General features: G+C 38.2%; 14 protein-coding genes and 1 pseudogene (1 of these 15 running past the window's edge). 5 read left to right on the top strand and 10 right to left on the bottom strand.

The window, feature by feature from the left end:
* A protein-coding gene (locus tag EHQ62_RS05150; protein WP_208720625.1) for a sensor histidine kinase crosses the window boundary here: on the top strand, positions 1–1,023 show its end. Its footprint begins 1,218 nt before the window's first position; the window shows 1,023 of its 2,241 coding nt (coding positions 1,219–2,241); the start codon falls outside the window, past its left edge; its stop codon occupies positions 1,021–1,023.
* Between the two features lie 29 nt (positions 1,024–1,052).
* Here the strand turns inward: EHQ62_RS05150 and EHQ62_RS05145 are convergent, their stop codons facing one another.
* The 3 genes from EHQ62_RS05145 to EHQ62_RS05135 form a co-directional block, all read right to left on the bottom strand.
* Positions 1,053–2,735 carry a sensor histidine kinase gene (locus EHQ62_RS05145; protein WP_135641146.1) on the bottom strand — a complete coding sequence of 561 codons (1,683 nt, stop codon included), beginning with the start codon at positions 2,733–2,735 and terminating at the stop codon, positions 1,053–1,055.
* Positions 2,736–2,840: 105 nt separating this feature from the next.
* Positions 2,841–3,602: an indole-3-glycerol-phosphate synthase gene (locus EHQ62_RS05140; RefSeq protein WP_135641145.1), complete on the bottom strand. Its 762-nt coding sequence runs from the start codon at positions 3,600–3,602 to the stop codon at positions 2,841–2,843.
* A gap of 9 nt (positions 3,603–3,611) precedes the next feature.
* Positions 3,612–3,944: an STAS domain-containing protein gene (locus EHQ62_RS05135; RefSeq protein WP_015677850.1), complete on the bottom strand. Its 333-nt coding sequence runs from the start codon at positions 3,942–3,944 to the stop codon at positions 3,612–3,614.
* Between the two features lie 60 nt (positions 3,945–4,004).
* Between EHQ62_RS05135 and murD the strand changes: the two genes are divergently transcribed.
* Positions 4,005–5,405, top strand: coding sequence for a UDP-N-acetylmuramoyl-L-alanine--D-glutamate ligase (gene murD / locus EHQ62_RS05130; protein WP_135641144.1), 1,401 nt, complete (start codon positions 4,005–4,007; stop codon positions 5,403–5,405).
* 11 nt (positions 5,406–5,416) lie between these two features.
* Here the strand turns inward: murD and EHQ62_RS05125 are convergent, their stop codons facing one another.
* From EHQ62_RS05125 to EHQ62_RS05095, 7 genes and pseudogenes are all read right to left on the bottom strand, one after another.
* Positions 5,417–6,253: an enoyl-ACP reductase FabI gene (locus EHQ62_RS05125; RefSeq protein ID WP_135641143.1), complete on the bottom strand. Its 837-nt coding sequence runs from the start codon at positions 6,251–6,253 to the stop codon at positions 5,417–5,419.
* A gap of 71 nt (positions 6,254–6,324) precedes the next feature.
* A complete protein-coding gene (locus EHQ62_RS05120; protein WP_425269524.1) occupies positions 6,325–8,298 on the bottom strand; it encodes an HD domain-containing phosphohydrolase in 1,974 nt (657 codons plus the stop codon).
* Between the two features lie 51 nt (positions 8,299–8,349).
* Positions 8,350–9,351 (bottom strand): hypothetical protein, encoded by a 1,002-nt coding sequence (locus tag EHQ62_RS05115; protein WP_135641141.1) that lies wholly within the window; start codon positions 9,349–9,351, stop codon positions 8,350–8,352.
* On the bottom strand, positions 9,348–11,693 hold the full coding sequence (locus EHQ62_RS05110) for a tetratricopeptide repeat protein (RefSeq protein WP_135641140.1): 2,346 nt from the start codon (positions 11,691–11,693) through the stop codon (positions 9,348–9,350). The genes EHQ62_RS05115 and EHQ62_RS05110 overlap by 4 nt, the downstream gene beginning before the upstream one ends.
* Before the next feature lie 96 nt (positions 11,694–11,789).
* On the bottom strand, positions 11,790–13,184 hold the full coding sequence (gene flgE / locus EHQ62_RS05105; RefSeq protein WP_135641139.1) for a flagellar hook protein FlgE: 1,395 nt from the start codon (positions 13,182–13,184) through the stop codon (positions 11,790–11,792).
* Positions 13,185–13,267: 83 nt separating this feature from the next.
* A pseudogene (locus tag EHQ62_RS05100) lies at positions 13,268–13,795 on the bottom strand (flagellar hook capping FlgD N-terminal domain-containing protein); the annotation flags it as partial.
* 43 nt (positions 13,796–13,838) lie between these two features.
* On the bottom strand, positions 13,839–15,494 hold the full coding sequence (locus EHQ62_RS05095) for a flagellar hook-length control protein FliK (RefSeq protein WP_135641137.1): 1,656 nt from the start codon (positions 15,492–15,494) through the stop codon (positions 13,839–13,841).
* 180 nt (positions 15,495–15,674) lie between these two features.
* On the opposite strand from EHQ62_RS05095, the gene EHQ62_RS05090 reads away from it, so the two are divergent.
* The 3 genes from EHQ62_RS05090 to cysW are packed head-to-tail and all read left to right on the top strand — an operon-like array spanning position 15,675 to position 18,343.
* Positions 15,675–16,712, top strand: coding sequence for a sulfate ABC transporter substrate-binding protein (locus tag EHQ62_RS05090; RefSeq protein ID WP_135641136.1), 1,038 nt, complete (start codon positions 15,675–15,677; stop codon positions 16,710–16,712).
* 3 nt (positions 16,713–16,715) lie between these two features.
* Positions 16,716–17,543, top strand: coding sequence for a sulfate ABC transporter permease subunit CysT (gene cysT / locus EHQ62_RS05085; RefSeq protein WP_135641433.1), 828 nt, complete (start codon positions 16,716–16,718; stop codon positions 17,541–17,543).
* The gene (cysW, locus tag EHQ62_RS05080; RefSeq protein ID WP_135641135.1) at positions 17,540–18,343 is read left to right on the top strand and encodes a sulfate ABC transporter permease subunit CysW; all 804 of its coding nucleotides are present in this window, start codon (positions 17,540–17,542) and stop codon (positions 18,341–18,343) included. Before cysT ends, cysW begins: the two co-directional genes overlap by 4 nt.

Below are 18,343 nucleotides of genomic sequence, written 5' to 3'. Positions count from 1 at the left end.
ATCAAATTTAAAGATGTTTTATTCCAATTGATCCAATCTGAAAAACTATCATCCATAGGGATGACAGTAACGAGTGTGGCTCACGAAATCAATTCGCCACTCAGTGCTGTTATTTTGACTAGTGACTCGATCAAAGAAAATGTATCTGATTTTTTTAGACAACTCCCAAACCTAGAGTCAATTTCGAAAAATAGTTACCCATTTATTTTATCCCTTGTCGAACAAGCAATCCAATCAAATGAATTGCCTTCTGGTATCGAATACCGTCATAAAAAATCTGAATTCATCCAACTCTTCGAAGAGAATCAAATATCTTATGGTGACCAATATGCAGACGTATTCATCAATGTTGGCATCAAAGCAATTCCTGTAGAATGGCTACAAATTTTAAAAAAACACAACTCCTTATCTCTTATTCTTTTGGCAGAAAAAATTGTAAACATCTTACAGGGAACAAATGCGATCCAAACTTCTGCAAACCGTGCCATTAAAATTGCACAAGCCTTAAAAAACTTCACTCATTTTGATCCCAAAGCAGAACTCAAAACCATCCACTTAGCGGATTCCTTACAACAAATTCTGACGATTTTACAAGGTTCAATGAAACATGGGATTGATTTAAAAACTAATTTTGTCAATATCCCACCAATCCCTTGTTATCCAGATGAGTTAAACCAAGTGTGGACCAATATGATTCAAAATGCCGTCCAATCCATGAATGGGAAAGGAAAACTCACGATTGAAATCAACCAAACCGTATTAAAGAACAATCAATTTGCCTATGTGAGTATCGAGGATTCAGGCCCTGGAGTGCCAATAGAGATATTAGATAAAATTTTTGATCCATTTTTTACCACTAAACCGATTGGAGAAGGCACAGGACTTGGTTTGTATATCTCAAAACAAATCATCGAAAAACACAAGGGAATCATTGATGTTAAATCGCAGAAAGGGAATACAAAATTTATTGTGTATTTGCCTTACTTGGACAAATCAAATTTTATGAATGAAACTATAAGATAAGATTCCAAATCTTTACGAACTCATTGGCTTCATTTCGGATCAGGCAATCGGAAACTAACAGTTGTTCCTTTTCCTTTTTCGCTGGTTGCCCAAATCTCTCCACCATGTAATTTGATAAATTCATGGCATAAAATAAGACCAAGCCCTGTTCCCTTTTCTCCTTCCAAACCAATGCTTGTCAATTGTGCATCCAAACGGAATAGTTTTTCCAAATCTGCCGCGTCCATACCAACACCATTGTCCTTACATTCAATCCTCACTCCATCTTCTTCTTCGGAAGCTGAAATTTGAATCCATCCATTTTCATTTGTAAACTTGATAGAATTGGAAATCAAATTCCGAAGTACTGCTTGGATCATTTCAGAATCGGCGTATATAAACGAAAACTTTTCAGGGATTTCAATTGATAATCGAATTCCCTTTTTCTGAACGGATCCTAACATCTGGTCGGTGATTTTGGAAACAATGGAACGTAAATTGATTTCCTTGGGTCGGAAGGGCATATTACCTGTTTGGGTCCGTGCCCAATCTAACAGCTGTACAAGAAGGCTGTAAACCCTAGAGGCCGCATTTTGGATTTCAAATATAATTTCTTTTTTTTCAGAATTGGAGTAAGTATCAAATTCTGAATACAATAGTTCCGTAATTTGTTTGAAAGATCCAAGTGGATTTCGCAAATCATGGGCAATGATCGAAAAAAAGATATCTTTCGTTCGATTGGATTCACTTAACAAAGTTTCTGATTTATGTAAGGCGTCTATGGCTTGGTTTTTTTCATATACCTGTGCTCTTAATAATTTGGTGCGATCCAAAACTTTTTTTTCAAGTTCAAATCGATTGGCGAGAAGCCTTTGGTACTGCAATGTGATAAACTCAGCAAGGATGGCAAATGGGATGAGAAAGGAAATGAGATAAATATAAGAGTCAAAGGTCCCTGGTTGGATGAAGGGACCCACTCCCATCCTTGTCATGATCACACTAGACAAGTATAAAAACAAAACGCCGAGAGTGACTCCTTTGATTTGGAATTTGTATCCAATATAAATCAAAATCAAAAATGATAAAAAAAATAAAAATGGAAATTGGTATACTATGACTGCTTGGATGGAAACAAAAACTACAATCCACACAACGAGCTGTGGCGAAATCTCCTTCCAAACAACCTTCCTCCAAGCCATAAACAAAGGAACTGTGATAAAAATTCCAATGGTATCACCAAAGGTGATTACAAGTAAGGTTCTAAAAATTTCTGAATCCGATAGTTTTGTAAAATAACCAAACGAATTTAAAATAAAACCTAAAATTAAAATCGATACCAAACTTGATAAAAAGGCAACATAAACGATGAAATAAAAATTATCTTTGGATGAAGTGAGATTTTTACGAATCTTTAGGTGCCAAAAAAAATAAGCAAGTGCAGATTGAAATGCATCAACAGATGCTGTTAAACAAATACTCAGATACAATTGAAAGTCTGTCAGATTGTTGTGGCTACTGATTAGGCCATCTTTGTTTGCAAGGAAACTAGCAAGCCAAACTATAGGAATGAATTTGTATCCAAAAAACAAACATCCGATGAGTCCAATACCAGATGGAATCCAAAGCACTGCTAAATTCATAGGATGGAAGGCAAAATAAGACATTCCTAACTTAGCCGTCGCGATATAAACACTAAATAGGAATATGGCCTTAAATATTGACTTCCAACGCATAAATGGCTCTACTCACATCCAAATGAATTGGAAAAATGAAGAAAAACAACCTTAAAATCTTTGCTTTTGTAAGAATGCTAACGTTTAAATTGTATTTGGAATGAATTATTTAGATCCATTCAAAAGATTATGAAAATCACGTTTGATGTTTTGGCTTTTCATGAAAAATGTGCCAACTAACATCGAATCGATTACACCTTTGTATTTTTGCCAATCTTCATAACTTTCGATTCCTGATTCTGCCACACGAATAATGGAAGGATCTAATTTTGGAGCAATCTCTTCGATTAAATTTTTGTGGATCTCAAACGTATCTAAGTCCCTTGTATTGATCCCAATGGTTGTTGCCCCTGCATCGAGGGCAATGTTCACTTCCCTTTCATTATGAGTCTCCACAAGAACAGAAAGACCAAGTCCATGAGCATGGGCAAGTAAGGATCGGAGTTGCTCCGGTGTTAAAATGCGTACGATGAGTAAAATTGCCGAGGCTCCATAAGCATAGGCTTCATCAATCTGGATGGGATCTAAGATAAAATCCTTTCGGATCACGGGGAGTGAAACAGAACGGGCAACTGAATCTAAATCACCCAAGGATCCAAAAAAATACAATTCGTCAGTCAAAACCGAGATGGCCCCTGCCCCAGACGTTTCATAATCTTTGGCGATCGAAACCGGGTCATACTCTGGCCTTAAGACTCCAGCACTTGGGCTCCCTTTTTTACACTCAGCAATCACGGAAACAGAACTAGTTTTGAGATGAGATTTCCAATTTTGGATGGGAATGGACCTCGTGGGCAAACGTTTCCCACGACTTCGTTCGATTTCAGAATGTTTGGTTTCTACAATTTTATGTAAAATAGGATTCAAATCGATTGGTTAAAATGATTTTAACGCAGCTTCTTCCGTATCATGGATATCGAATAAAGAAGTGAGTTCTATGACATCAAAAATACGTTTCACGGCTGGTTTGATATTGGAGATCTTCAGGGATCCCTCTTTGGAGTTGAGTTTTCGTAAGGTAGAGATACAAGCACGAAATCCAGAAGAAGACATATACTCTACATCTTTCATGTTGAGGAGAACCTTTCTATGACCTAAAGAATCAATGAGTTCTGTAAGTCCCTCTTCCACTTCATTTGCCACAGAAACGTCCAATCGACCTTCCAAATAAACGACTAGTTTTCCGTCTTTCACTTCGTGTTTCAGCACCGATTTACCCAACCTGATATGATTTTACAAAATCATCGTATTTTAGCGGAGTGTCAATCAATGTTTTCTGATTCCATTCCTAGTCCATCTGACCTGCAAAACCTTCACTCTTTCCTGATTCTCGGGGGAGGATCGTCTGGAGATTCCGCGGCAAAACTGCTCCATTCTCTCGGAAAAAAACTAAGCCTCGCCGATCGTAACCTTGAAAATGCCAATCGCGATTTGTACACAAATGTTTTGTCAGACAATGTGCCACATGAGTCTTTAGACGGTATCGATTGCCTTATCAAAAGCCCCGGGATCCTTCCTAACCATCCCATCATAGAGTTGGCAAAGAAAAAACAGATTCCTATTCTAAGTGAAATTTGTTTAGGAAGAATTTTTTTTAAGGGTAAAATCATTGGAATCACTGGTACCGATGGCAAATCAACAACGACTGCGCTCACTTACCACCTCTTACAAAAAAAATTCCCAAATGCCAGAATGGGTGGAAACATCGGTGTTCCTTTTACTTCTTTTTGTCGTGAGGACATTGAGATCGTGGTTTTGGAATTATCAAGTTACCAACTTGAAGACTCACCTAACTTAAAGTTAACGGCATCTGCGATTTTAAATTTAGCATCCGATCATTTAGAGAGGCATAAAACGATGGAAAACTATGCCCTTGCTAAATGGAAAATCCAAAATCTAGAGGATAACCAACACAACTGTTTTGTGAATCCAAACTTTTTTACCTATACTCCATTCCCAAAACCAAACTTGGATCATTTACATTTGATCGGTGAAGGAAATTCTTATTTTGTAAGCCAAAATCCAAATCGGATCCATACAAAATCGAATTTGTATGATGCGGAGAAATTCCCTCTCAAAGGAAAACATAATTTAATGAATTTATGTTTTGCGATTGCCCTTTGCGAATCAGTAGGTATGAAAAAAGAAGAAATTGAGTCACAACTGGAAACGTTCCAAGGATTGCCTCATAGGTTCCAATCCATTCCTAACGAAAGTTTAAATCCAAAGTACAATCAAATTCGATTTATCAATGACTCAAAATCGACAAACCTTCACTCCATGTTATCGGGGATTTCTGGATTCCAAAAAGAGAATCCACTTTACCTGGTATTAGGTGGAATACCAAAAGTGGAACCATTAGAACCTTTTCTTAGACGATGGAAAGAATTGGAATGCCCGTTGTATGTCTTTGGGAAAGCAAAAGAAGTTTGGAAAGAGGAACTAAACCAAGTGGGTTTACCTGTTTATTATTTTGAAGATCTGCCTTCACTACTAGAGAGGGTCAAACTCGATACAATCCTTTGGACCAAGGTAAGGGAAAATGATCCAAAAACCGAAACCCTGACAGTGATTTTTTCACCAGCAGGGGCCAGTTTTGATTTGTACAAAAACTTTGAGGAACGTGGAAACCATTTTGTTCAATTAGTACAAACTAACTTTGGTTCATAGTCCCAAAATTTTTATCCTCTAATGTGGTAACCTCCATCCACATGACGGATTTCGCCCGTGATGCGATTTGAAGGTCGAAACAAATAACATACTTCTTCGGCTAGGTCTTTTGCTTTTGCATTGCCTAGGGGAGAAGATTCGTTGCAGTGGATTTCTGCTTCTTCCAATCCTTCGATCGCAGAACCGGCTTTACTCGCTCGGTACGGTGAAAATCGAATTGCATTCACTTGGATTTCTTTTTCCTTTCCAAGTTCCATTGCCATTTCTTTCACAAGTCGCTCAAGAGCAGCCTTGGCAACACCAATGTTTTTATAAGGGTGGACCACCACCTTTTCTGCACCCAAATAACTGAGTGCGACGATGGATGCTCCTTTCACTAATAGGTCTCGGTTGTAAAGACTTTGGACGATGGCAAGTAAAGAAAAGGAAGATACGTTCATCGCATCCATAAACTCTTCTCTTGACACAGACATGATCGGTTTTACTTTCCCTTGGCGGATGGTTTTATCCATAGCAATGGAATGTAACAGGGAATGGACGGATTCTTTTTTTTCCTTAACGAAATCAGCGAAGGAATCAATACTTTCTTGGATTGTTACATCCAATGGAAAAGTTAACACGTCGTCACCTAACTCTTTTTTGACGGTGTTTTGAAAATCAGAATAGGTGCGGTCTAAAAAATTAATGCTGTTTTCAGATAAGTTTTTATGAAATGGAGTTTTTCCAAGTCCGGTGCAAATGAGTTTGGCACCTTGGTCCTTACATTCTTTTGCGATAACGAGTGCGAGAGAGGACGCATCTGTAATCCCAGTGATGACCACCATGCGACCCTTTAAAGTTTGGTTCATGTCTCCTCCTAGTCCTTAGACACAGAAGTTTCGGAGGTGCTTTAAAAGACGAACTTTTTTTCCTGTTTTTTCTAATGTTTGTGATGAATTTTTTCGTACGCCCGGCTTTCGATAAAGAGATCCAATAGGTCCCCATCAATGTGTTGGTCACGCACTTCCATTTTTAAAATGTCAAATGCTCGCTCAAGTGGCACTGCCTTTTTGTAAGGCCTATCTTGGTCAGTTAAGGCATCAAAGATATCAGCAATTGCCATCATTTTCGCTTGTACAGGAATTTCAACAGCAGACAAACCGCGAGGGTAACCGGATCCATTTAATTTTTCATGGTGGCCATGGGCAATGCTTGGTACCATTTTAAGTTCCCTTGTCCAAGGAATTTTGGATAAAAACTGAAAGGTATGTTCTACGTGAGATTCAATTTCACGGCGTTCTTCAAAATCCAAAGAACCACGGCGGATGGATAAAAAATTAAATTCTTTTGGAAGTAGTAAACTCAGTTGGTTACCATCTGTTGTGTGATAACTCATTTTTGAAATCTCTTCTAAAAAGTTAGAATTACCTTCTTCCAAAATGGTAGGTTCATTGGAATCGGTAATCACACGTACCATTTCTTCCAATTTTTCTTTTTCAAGCGCATATTCCAATTGAATTGATTTTTCAAACTGCAGATAACCATTGTTACCATGTTTTTTTAAGTATTCAATTTTCTTTTGTGCAAGTTTTGCTTCAACGTCTTTCAAAATAAATTGGAATCTCCAACGTATGAGATCCAACTCATAGTCTTCCAACTTTTTTGCTTTGACTAAAACCTTTTCCCGAACTCCAACCTTACCAAAATCATGAAGTAAGGATGCATAACGTATCTCCTTAATTTGTGATTCGTTAAAATGTACATCTTTGAAACGACCAACTTGCACTCCGTTAACGGACTCAGCAAGCCCTACCGTATACTGTGCAACCCGAAACGAGTGCCCTGAAGTTGTTGGATCCCTGGATTCAATAGCAGATACACTAGCAGTGACAAATCCTTCGAATAGAGTTTCGATATCATGTACCAAATTATTGTTTTGAATGGCAACAGCGGCTTGTCCTGCTACTGCCATTACAAGTTCTTCAGAATATTTGTCATATTCCAAAACAGAACTGGTTTTCATTTCCTCTAATGTGAGTTTGGTTTGGAAATTCTTTTTGCGATTGATGAGTTGTATCACTCCTACGACTTCATCATGATGGTCTTTCATCGGAACCACTAACATGGATTTTGAATAATAATTGCTCATGCGATCAAAGTCGCTATTGAATTTGTATTCCTCTTTGCCAGAGAGTTCATATACATTGGGTATATTTAATTGTTTGCCAGTGAAGGCTACATAACCTGCAATACTTTTTTTATTGATAGGCAAAATGAATTCATCACTATTCAAATCTAAGGCAGAAATTTTAAATCGTAAATTGCGAGGATTTCCCCTTTCATCTTTTTCCACTAAATACAATGAACCAGAATCAGAATTGGATATTTCCCTTGCTGAATTTAAAATATCGCGTAGCAGTTTAGTGAAATCTTTTTCGTTGGCTAGGCTAATCCCAATTTTTGTCAATTTCGAAATTTCATTGGTCGAAACATTGATCCGTTTTTGAAGTTCGAACTTATCAACAATCATTTGTAAGCTGGTAAATGCATTCACCAAATTTTTGATGAGAAAAATTAATGGAGCATCATCAGGAACATTGGTAAAAAACAAGTCTTCTTCAATGGACAATGCCATATAACCAGTGTAGTCGATAGGAGCACGGACAATGATATTGGACATCACAGTTGGATGTTCCTTTAAGAATTGGTGGATTTGCTCGTGTTTGTTTTCCAACTCGTAACGTGAGATGTAAAACAGTACCTTTATGATTTTTCCTTGGGAATCAAAATCGGTGGTTAGTAATTCTGCAAGAGTGAGAACCTTGGTTTTGAGTTTTTTAGAATAATCGGCAATTTTGCCTTCAAAAAAAGGGTCATCCGTGATGATGTATTTCGAATCCAAAGATTGGTTCACAGAAATACTATCGACAGCAAAAAATTCACTGTCGATTGTTTTTTGAAAAATTTAATCTGACTTGGGTTTGAAGAGTAAAAGAAATCCAAAAACCAAACTAGAAACCAGATAAAAACTTAAGAAATAAAGGACTTGGACTCCTAACAAGACATAGGGTGCGTGGCTCCAATCTTTTGGCTCCTTCACCAAAAAGGGTAAAAATATTCCCATGATAGAAGGATACAAATAGGATACGACTCCAGTTTTTCCAGACTCTGACCAACTGAGGGATTCTAAATACGCATACAAACCGCGAGCAAACATCCCTACAAAAAAGGAAATGGGTAGGCTTACAAATAAGTCCACACCGAGAACGGAGGAAAAGCTGGTACAACCCACCCACATCCCTAATTCCGCTTCTCTAGGGATGGACTTTTTTAGGAATTGGGAAACCAAACTAAAACCAACAAAAGAAGAAATGCCTAGGGCGACTGCTGAAGACAAAATTTCCACAAAACCGTAATTGGTTGTGAACGGAGACAAAATGAAAAGGAAACTCGGTAAAAACAAAAAGGTCAAATGTGGAGGTTTCTCACCCTCTAACTTTGATGCAAGAGAGTTCGGGTTTGTCCAAAACATTTCCCTTGACCATACAAATGCCCCGATGCTGATTGTGAAGGGTAGGATTAGGGACTCATCTTCAGCATGAAGGTTCGTTTGGAATAGATTTGTCCAAAAAAAGAAGGAAGAAAAAAATACATACAAAACAAATTGGAATAAAAATCCAATCACCCGACCAAAAGAAAAAATTCGTTCCTCTAACGCATTGTAGGTGAAAAACATCAGCAAATTGGAAACTGTGAGGATGCGAAATAAAGACTTTGTTTCCCATCCAGGGAGAAAATACCCCCATCGAGAAAGTCCAAGTATGAGGATCACTGAAAAAATAGAATTGGAAAACCAATACAACAGTAACAAATTCTTTTTTTCTGAATGGTCAATAGATTCGAAACGGTGGTAGAAAAAAAACAAAGATACAAAAAAGAAGATAAAGTCTATTTCTAATGAAATCATGGCATCACCTCATCACTGATGGCATAAGGCAGGATGGAGTATGGAGGTTCTCCATTTCGATCGAGGCTTTGGAAATTATGATGGAACCCACGTATGGACTGGTTTCCAATTAGGATGAACTTCTCTTTCCCTTTTGGTTTGAGAAGGATACTTCGATTAAAAAAATACAAAACTGGATTGTCTTTTAACTCTTTCCCAATGTTTTGAAAGTGAGGTTGGATCTTTGTATAAGGTTCGTAGATATCTATTGAGTTTGCCGCTCGTATGACAATCGTTTTGTGTTTCAAACTTGGAATCGGCCGATTCTTTAGGATCCAGTGATTTGGATCATTGTATTCGGAATGAAAATCACCCACCCCATCAGCGGATAAAATGCGAATGTTAGAAAACCCATACAACTTTTCTTTGAGTTCCGTTTTTACTTTTTTCAAAAACAAATCCACTTCCCCTGGTAATTCCCAAAGCACAACCTCCATTTTCGGAAAATGTTTGGCAACTGCTTGTGAAGTGACTCCCGGTGATTCAGGATGGTTCAGTCCAGGTCCAATATCCAAAAAAACAACTTGGTTTCCGCGTTCGTAAACTTTTAAATCACCAAACAACGATTTTCTGAGGATCATCATCGATTTGGATAAATATGCTTTTGGATTTAACAAATCATCTAAAAATAAATTGGTATCCTCTAAACGATTTTCATAGGTTCTTGCCCGAATTTCTTCATCTTGGGATTGGAACAGATAACGACCAGTATACGAACGAATGGTTTTTTCTTCTAAATCAGAAAATAAACTAGAATTTGGAATGATCCAAGTATTAGGATAAATCACCTTACCAATTTCAAAATTTACATCGGATGGGAGTGGTTGGATTTGCCCATAGGGAGAAAGTTTTACATATTGTTTGTAATACAACTCCGATTGTTCCACCTGATTCCTTTGTAAGGCGAGCTGACTCAAATTAAAAAGCGTATGCCGGTAGTATACTTTGTCCTCAATTGCATAGGTGGATTTTGCATTTAGGATGGATTCCCAAACGGATTTGGCAATACTCCAATTTCCTTCTTGGTATTTGGCGGCCCCATACAATAATAAAGATTGTAATGCAATGTCAAAATTTGAAATTGATGTTTCAAAAATTTTCTTTCTTTGTTCTTTTAAAAGAGAAATTGCCCCGTCATACCGTCCCAATTTATATAAAATCAGAGCTAAATTATAATCTAAATAGATGGATTGGTAAACATCACCTAACTTTCCTTGGATTGCTGAAAGTTCATAAGCAGAAAGTTCAAGTTGGGACAAATCATGTAGTATTAGGCCATAAAAGTAAGAATTTTGAATCCCCATTGGATCAAAAGAGAGTCCCAAGGTTTCAAATATCTTTTTCGCTGATGTGATATAAAAAATCGCTTCTTCTTTTTTTCCATCCAAAGCCAAACATTTACCAATCAGAGAGATTGTTTCAGCATACTCACTATGGAAAATCAGTTTAGATGTTTCTTTTTCACGTTTGGCTGCATTTGCGTATTCGATGGCTTTCGTGTATTCTGATTTTGCAAAATAAAATTCCGCAATGTTTTTTGCGATTTGGAATTTTAAGTCAGAAACAATGCGAGGATTTGATCCCACCTCTTTCCAGATGTCTTTTAAATTGTCTTCGGTTTGTTTTTCCAATCGAAGTTTGTAATATAAAGTTTCTGTAAATTCATTTTTAAATGGTAATGATTGGACCCAGTTTTTTGATTCTTCCCAACTAACACCTTGTTCCCACTCAGAAAGTTTTACAAATTCTGATTCGGAAAGGATGTCATCGCGAGTGACATATGTCCAACGCGGAATTCGTTTTGTGAGGCGGTTCAATCGGATTGTCTCTTCGACTAGATGTGTTAGAGAATTTTGAACCTCAAATGACAAAGAACCACGTCCTTCGTACATCACCAAAGTAGGTTTGCCTTCTACTGTGGATTTGGATTCCACATAACGGAGTTTTGGTGTAAAAGAAATTCCTGTTTCTTTCCACTCCCAAAACCCATCCAAAATCATTTCAGAACGGTTTTGTTTTGCCTCTGAAATTTCAGAATGGATTCCTAAGTACACTCCGTCTGAAGTTTTTTGGAGTTGGTAATCCAAAAGTTTTTTGGTTAAACGTATGGTTTTGGCATCGAAACCATCCCCTTTTGCCTCAAATTCTCCCAAACTAAAGAATACTACCGTCTCGGGAGTTTCTAAGGTAATGGGTAATGATTCTTTTTTAATGAGTTGTTTGATAGAATAGTATAACGGCGCATAGGCGATTGCCGCAAGGAGTGTGAAAACGAGGAGGGTATTTTTTTGAAAACGTGACAATGGACAAAATTCTAAAAGGTTTGGTTTGACCTAGTTTTCTTAGAATTTTGCAGAACTCAAGGAAAAAACGGGGTTACCCCCGTTCTCCCACTACTCTTATCGTTTGAGTCCGAGTACTTCTTGGATCATCTGGTCGGATGTCACAATGGTTCTTGAGTTTGCTTGGAAACCCCTTTGGGTCACAATCATATCTGTGAATTGGTCAGAAAGATCAACGTTTGACATCTCTAGGAGTCCTGCATTGATTTTTCCACGGCCTTGGCTTCCTGCCTCTCCAATATTTGCTTCCCCAGAGTTGAGAGAGAAACTGTACATCGTATCCCCTTCTTTGTTTAGACCTGCAGGGTTTGTGAAGTTGGCAAGGGCAACACGGGCAAGAGGTTGGCGCACGCCATTTGAAAAAACTCCCGTGACAGTTCCTGTATTGTCGATGGAAAAAGATTCCATATATCCCATTGGGTATCCATCTTGTTTCACAGCTTTTGTTGTGAAGTCAGATGAGAATTGAGTGATCCCACCAACAAGGCCTGCTTCTCCCAAGTTCAAACTAAATTTTTGTGCCGTTGGGTTTCCTGGGATGCGGAAGGAAATATCTGCTTTTAGTTTGCCAGTGGTTTGTGAATCCACTCCATCAGAAACACTGATGATTTTACCATCAGGGGTAAAGGACACTTCAAGTTCTGTATTTCCAGAGACACTTGTGTTTTCCCCACCTGTTCCATTCACATCAACAGAAACTTGGCTTGCATCTTCCAATTTGAAACGCATCTTCCAAACATTCTCACGCATTTTGTAAAATTCCACTCCCATCTGGCGAGTGTTTCCAAGTTCATCATATACGTTAATGGAAGTTACATGGCCTCTTCTCTGGCGTGGGTCTGGGTCATTGATATATCGTTGGATGTCTTCTTCGGTTGCGTCTGCTGGGACTGCTGCTACACTTGCATTGAGGTTTGATTGGAAATCAACATTTTGTGTGGCACGAGCTGGTTCTTTGGAATAAAGAGGGATTACGATGTCTTCTAGTGAGCCTGCCGAGTTGATGTATTTGTTTCCAGTTTCATCAAGTCTTGAATTCCAACCTTGTACTTTGAGTCCGTTTGCAGGGTTTACATAAAAACCATTTTTATCTACGTTGAAAGCACCTGCACGAGTATAAAACTGTTTGTCTCCATCTTTTACGATAAAAAATCCTTCTCCAGATACAGCAAGGTCTGTATTTTTCCCGGTTGTTTGTAATGCACCTTGGGTCATGATTTTATCAATGGCAGCGATGAGTGATCCAAGACCCACTTGTTTTGGGTTTGTTCCCCCGATCCTTTCATTAGGTTCAGATGCACCTTGTAATTCTTGTGAGATCATATCTTGGAACGTAACACGTTCTGTTTTAAATCCATGTGTATTCACGTTAGATATGTTGTTACCAATAACATCCATTCTAACTTGGTGGTTTTTCAATCCGGAAACACCGGAGTAAAGTGATCTCATCATAACGTTCTTTCCTCTCTTTTTTTATCGACCTTTTTCAATTAATCCTGATAAGCTTCTTGTTTTTTTAACGTATTGTTCGGAATCTCTGGAATGTTAGGTTGGCGTTGGAATTGTGTTTCTGATTTTAATAACTCTGGATCAGAGATTAAATTAATTTTAGAAACATCGAGCATTCTACCGTTCACACGAACATAGGTTTTCCCTTCGTTATCAAAAAGTATGGCACCTGCAAGACCTGTTACGTCTTCCCCAGTCACCAAATCTGGTCCTGATACTATTTTACCTACGACCGAATAACTTTGTTTTGATTCCATTCTGGCAATTCCAGATGATATGTTTTTCATTTGTTCTAATGAAGAAAACTGTGCCATCTGTGCGATGAAGTCTTTGTCTTGCACTGGGTTTGTTGGATCTTGGTGAGAAAGTTGAGTTAACAGGAGTTTTAGGAAATCATCTTTGCCTAATTCTTTTTGTTTTTCTCGAATTTCAATTCCTTTCAAACCACTTGTTTCTTCTTTTTCCAATTGGTCCAAATGTTTGCGGATATTAAAACTTCTATCCCCTTCAAAGTATTTGGTCCTTGCTGAATTTTGTGTAGAAATATCTTGCATTCCGTCTGGCATATCGTCCTCGATTTTTGTTGATTCTCTTTGTTTATGCGAAAAATTCTAATACTTTGGAATCTTCTGATTCTTTGATTCCGTTTAAGTCCAATCCTTCATCCTTCCCTTCGGATCGCAATTTTCCGCGATTTTTAGCAGTTTCCATAAGGGTTTGGTAGAGTTCATTTTGGTTTTGTCTGTCTGCAAGTTGGCTTCCATCGTCCCACAAATCAATGATGAGCGCTTGTAAGTCGAGGCCTGATTCTTTTAAATTGTCTCTAATCGATTGGATTTCGTTTTGGAGTGATTTTTGTAACTCTTCTGATTCTACCAAAATTCGACCCTCTACCTTTTCGCCATCCACAGTCACCTTTAGCGTAAGGCGTCCATATTCTTTTGGATTCATGATGATCTCGGCACTTGACTTTCCATTTTGGATGATGTCAAACTTCGCTTGTTTGATGAGTTCGTCCAAATTTTGTTTCAAATTGGTATCTTTTGGTTTCTCCGTTCTCTCAGTTGGTCTAACTGATTCGGTTTTAGAATGGAGTTTATTTTCCACCGAATGGAAGTTAAACCCCTGTTTGGAAGAACCTTTGTCATCTGTTGGCCTTCCATTTTCTTCACCCATTTTAGAAGAAGAAACATTTACAATTTGATTCACAAAATTAGAGTCCGATTTTTGTTTTTCATTTTGGACTTGGTTTTTGTTTTCATTTTGTTTTTGGAATTCTTTATCCTTTAACCCAAGGGAACGAATCATTTTGTCAGATGTGATGATACCATTTGCATTATCTTTTTCACTGGAAGTTTCGTTGTGATTTGATTCCAATTTATTGTTTTTGGAAGGTTTACTTTTTTGTTCCAATTTACGGAGTGTTGGTTCTGATTGGGTTTCATTTTCAAGCCCACGAACCCCTTTGTCTTTTTGTAACATAGAATGAGCAAGTGCCATCCCACTCATTGTAAGTTCCGATTTTCCAACAAAAGGAATCTGGCTTGGTTTGTTATCTTTCTCTTTATCTTGCGTTTGTATTTTTTTTGCAGAATTGGGAAACATCACAAGATTGGATGGAAGGGATTCAGATGGGGAAGTTTTTGTATTTTGCAAAAGCAGTTTGGGATCGGTTTGTCCCATTTTCAAGAAACTCTCTGCTAATTTTTTAGTTTCTTCTAAAAAACTTTTGGATTCTTTATTTGCATATGATGGATTTTTTTCCGCTGATTTCTGTAAGGATAAGGCAATTGATTTTTCTTTTAATAAGGATTCGTTACCTTCATTTGCCGGAAGGAAACTTTTTTCAAACAAGTTGTGATTGGATAAGATACCAATGCTATATTCTAACGCATCACGATCAAGATCATCTTCTTCTGTAGAATCGTCATTTGCATCGTCTTTTGATTTTGTTTTGGAAGTAGATTCAGAATTAGATTGGTTTGCATCCAAAACTGAATTTGTTTTGGTTTCTACTTCTCGAGGAATTCCTTTGTCACTCGAAACATCGTATGAATTTGATTCGGAACTGAGTGGTTTCCACTCTGAATGAGACTTCGGAGTTTCAGAATGGATTTGGAATTCCCTTTCCAAAATCTCCCCAAAACTTTCTTTCACCGCAAAATAGTTGTTATCGGCACCATCACGTCTGCCTGGTCTCAATTCAGCTTGGGGAAAAGGAATTAAGTTTTGTTTGTCAACGTTTACATTCATTGGGGTGCCTTCTCCCTTAAGGATCGAACTTCCCTAGATTTCCTTGAGAGAATTATCTTCTTCCTTTCCCTGTTTATGTCGGGAAAAGGTCTTTGCCTACGGAAAGGAAAGATTTTTCCATTGACAAATATTCACTAAATTGGAGGATGAGTTTGTTTTATTAGCCAAAAGGACAAAAAAATGAAAAAATTTACCAAATTTATCCCATTTAAACCCAGTTTTTCTGCCATATTGTTCATTTTTTTAGGATTTGGGATCATGACCTCTCTCCTTGCCGAATCCAGTTTTCTCCATGTTTCCTTTGATCCAACGAGGGAACTCTATGAAGAAATCAACAAATCCTTCTTAAAATCATGGAAGGAAAAAAAAGGTTCTGAATTTACCATCCAACAATCTCACGGCGGATCTGGAAAACAAGCCCGCGCCGTCATTGATGGCCTTGATGCTGATGTGGTTAGCCTTGCCCTCTCTTATGATATCGATAGCATTGCCACAAAATCAAAGTTAATCGATGTGAATTGGCAAACAAAACTCCCTAACAAAAGTACACCCTACTACTCAACGATCATTTTCCTTGTCCGCAAATCAAATCCTAAAAAAATCAAAGATTGGGATGATATTGTTAAACCTGGAGTTTCCGTGATCACTCCAAACCCAAAAACCAGTGGTGGAGCTCGGTGGAACTATTTGGCGGCTTATGGGTATGCAAAACGGAAATTTAAGTCAGATGAAAAGGCAACAGAGTTTATCAAAGCTTTGTATAAAAATACTTCTGTTCTCGATACGGGAGCAAGAGGTTCCACGACTACGTTTGTGAATCGTAAAATTGGCGATGTTCTCATCACCTGGGAAAATGAAGCAAAACTAGCGTTAGACGAGGAGAAACGTTCCGGAAACAATAGCCTAGAAGTGGTTTACCCATCTGAGTCCATCAAAGCAGAAACTCCGGTTGCTGTTGTGACAAAAACTGCCACCGAAAAAGGTAATTTAGAAAAAGCAAATGCCTATTTGGAATTCCTTTTTACCAAAGAAGGTCAGGCCATCATTGCGAAACATTTTTTTAGACCGATTGACCCTGCGACAGCAAAATCCTCTGCCAAAGAATTTCCCAAACTCACATTATTTTCTCTATCCGATTTAGGTGAAACTTGGGAGACTGCTCAGAAAAAACATTTTGCAGATGGAGGAGTCTTTGATGCCATCTACAAAACCAAATAAATGATGCAAATTGAAACACGGCCGTATAAAAAAGTCCATTTAGGAATCAGTTTAGGATTCACCGTTTTTTATTCGTCCGCAGTGGTCATCATACCACTACTCGGTTTATTTTATCACTCCCTTGGGATTGGTTTTACCGGAATTTTTGAAGTATTTACCGATGAGCGCATCCGAGGTGCGCTCGTTTTAAGTTTTAGCGTTGGACTCATATCCGCTGTCATCAATCTCTTCATCGGGTTTTTATTTGCTTGGGTCCTCGTTCGTTACCAGTTCCCATTCAAAAAATTCTTTGATACCTTAATCGATTTACCGTTTACCCTCCCTACAGCGGTGGCAGGCATTGCACTCACTACGATTTATTCGCAAACAGGCATCATCGGATCTTTTTTTGACAAATGGGGGATCAAAATTGCCTACACTCCCATTGGAATTGTAATCGCACTTGTGTTCATTGGGTTTCCTTTTGTTGTGCGAACCGTACAACCCGTCATCGAAGAACTACCAAAAGAATTAGAAGAAAGTGCACGTTGCCTAGGTGCCACTCCCTTCCAAACCTTTTGGAAAGTATTATTACCAGAACTTTGGCCTTCATTACTTGCAGGCACAGGGATGGCATTTGCCCGTAGCATCGGCGAATACGGATCTGTGGTTTTCATTTCAGGAAACCTTCCAGGCAAAACAGAGATTTTGCCCCTTCTCATCGTCACCAAACTCGAACAATACGAATTTGAAAAGGCAACATCCATCGCCCTTGTGATGTTACTCACTTCCTTTTCTTTTATGTTCCTCATCAATTTTTTCCAGGAAAGGGCTTCCAAAAAACTCACATGAAAACGAAACTTTTTCCCATATTTTTGGTTTTACTCGCTTATACATTGTTTGGTGTACTTTTAATTTTGCCTATTTATACGGTATTTACAGAGGCTTTCCGGGAAGGTTTTGAAAAATACTATGCATCCATTACGAGTGAGTATGCCCTTTTTGCGATTGGACTTACCATCAAGGTATCCTTTCTCTCTGTGGTCTTAAATACTATTTTTGGAATCACCGCGGCTTTTACCATCACTCGGTTTTCTTTTCCATTGAAAAACCTACTCATCACCATCATCGACTCTCCCTTTGCTGTATCTCCAGTAGTGTCAGGTCTCATCTTTTTGTTGTTATTTGGTAGGCAAGGCACTTTCGGTGATTTTTTAGCTGAACATAATCTCAAAATTGTGTTCAATACACCAGGTCTTATTATGGCCACAGTCTTTATCACCTTTCCTTTTGTTGCAAGGGAACTCATTCCCCTAATGCAAAGCCAAGGCCGCGAAGAGGAAGAAGCAGGAATGTTACTCGGAGCCAGTTTTGGCCAATTGTTTCGTAGGATTATTTTACCCAATATCAAATGGGGATTGTTATACGGTATCATTCTTTGTAATGCAAGGGCCATGGGAGAATTTGGTGCGGTGTCAGTTCTCAGCGGACACATCCGAGGAAAAACCACAACCCTTCCACTCTACATTGAAATGTTGTACAATGAATTTGATTCTGTGGGAGCTTTTGCTTGTGCCACCTTACTTGTGTTTTTATCGCTACTCACTTTAATCTTCAAATTGATTTTGGAAAAACGAACCGAGAGATCCTAA

It is taken from the genome of Leptospira jelokensis (genome assembly GCF_004769635.1).
Classification (GTDB): Bacteria; Spirochaetota; Leptospiria; order Leptospirales; family Leptospiraceae; genus Leptospira_A; species Leptospira_A jelokensis.
The sequence above is the reverse complement of the archived record's forward strand: the minus strand, read 5'-3'. Positions and strand labels throughout refer to the sequence as shown.